The 1,754-nt window shown below is 35.4% G+C and carries 1 pseudogene; it reads left to right on the top strand.

Features of this window, described 5'->3' with window-relative positions:
- Nucleotides 1-559 precede the first annotated feature (559 nt).
- Nucleotides 560-1,407 (top strand): annotated as a pseudogene (locus ACP6PL_RS27580) (IS630 family transposase); the annotation flags it as partial.
- Nucleotides 1,408-1,754 lie beyond the last annotated feature (347 nt).

Raw genomic sequence — 1,754 nt, 5'->3', positions numbered from 1 at the left:
ATGCTAATTGGCAAATATTATCTGCTGAAGATTATCAAGCAAAAGTGAGTTTATTAAATTAATTAGGGTTTGCTGAAAAAGTCTTTTGCTAAGGGTAGGAGTCAGGAGTCGTAGGGGTGAATGGCCATTCGCCCCTACAGGAGAAATGGGAATTATAGAGCAGGTAGTCGGAAGAATTATCACTTTATTTTTCTGCCCTTGTCTGCCCAAAATGCTAATTTTTTGCAGCTCTAGAGACTGAAAAGCTGGCACTTTTTTCGACCCAAAAAGGCTTTAGCTTTTATCTGTAAATGATTTGATAGTTAGCCAACAAACCCTAATTATGAAAGTAATATTATTTCGAGCAACTGACATTTTTAGGCGTCTCATTCAAGTAGAGCGTGTTGCAACCCACCGCCACAGCTAGCGTATACATTAGTTTTATAGCGGTTTTTAGAAAGATGGAACACACTCCTAAAAACAAAAACCCTTGTAGCAGCTCGTCTAGCTTTATAGCACTACGCATTCAGGTATTTGACAAGTTAAAATGGTATTAGCTAATTTATTTTCACATTGTTTCATGCCTGCACCATATAGTTATGAATTACGGCAGAAGGCAATCGCTTCTGTAGAAAGAGGAGAGAAAAAAAGTATTATTTGTCGGATTTTCCACATTAGCAGAAATACGCTTGATTTATGGTTAAAAAGGAAAAAGGAAACTGGAGATTTTGCGGCAATTAATAACGAATCAGGGGGCAAACAGCCGAAAATTAAGGATTGGGATAAATTTGAACAATTTGTTTTGAGGCATAATCACAAAACTCAAATTCAAATAGCAGAGTTATGGGAAGATAATTTGACACAACAAAATGTATCAAAAGCTTTTCAAAAATTGGGTATAACTAGAAAAAAAGCGAGTGCCTAATTCCGAGGAGACCTCGGAATGAAAGAGGCACTCAAGACAAACTTACGGTTATGAAGAAAGAAATGAAGAGGAAAGACAAAAATTTATGGAAAAACTCTTAACAGTAGATAAAAACAAACTGCTTTATGTAGATGAAGCAGGTGCGTGATAATCGAGATGATTATGGTTATGGTTATAGCCCAAAAGGGGAAAGATGCTATGGATTAAAATTAGGAAAAAGAGCAGAGAGAGTCAGTTGGATTAGCACTTTACGAGAGAAAAAAATCTTGTCTCCATTAATTTTTGAAGGTGGATGTAATCGATACTTATTTGAAAAATGGTTAGAAAAATACTTAATACCACAGTTAGAAAAAGGAGATGTAATAATAATAGATAATGCTAGTTTTCATAAAGGTGAAAATATTAGAGAGATAGTGAAAAGTGCCGGAGGTGAAATATGGTACTTGCCAACCTATTCACCCGATTTAAACAACATAGAAAATTGGTGGGCAGTATTGAAGACATAGATGAAACAAAGAAAAAACGAATTTGAAAATATTAGAGATTGCGTTGATGCAGCATTCATATCATGTCCGTTGGTATCGTTTGTGTAAAAGTTGGGTAAATATCTACCGCCATATAAGGTTTTTCCTTCTCTTATACTCTTATATAGAATCTGTATAATTACTATAGCCTGCGTGATTGCGACAGGAACGGAGTGGAAGGAAGCAATCTCAGGGATACGCGGAGATTCCTTCCTATCGTCGATAGGGACGACTGTTCAACCGGATTATATATTAAAGCTTCTTCCTTCTTTCTTACCGAATTATTAATTATTAATTGTTAATTAAATAATTGTGGTTTAAAGCCT

Origin of the sequence: Dapis purpurea BLCC-M126 (genome assembly GCF_050015975.1) — a bacterium.
GTDB lineage: Bacteria > Cyanobacteriota > Cyanobacteriia > Cyanobacteriales > Microcoleaceae > Trichodesmium.
The sequence above is the reverse complement of the archived record's forward strand: the minus strand, read 5'-3'. Positions and strand labels throughout refer to the sequence as shown.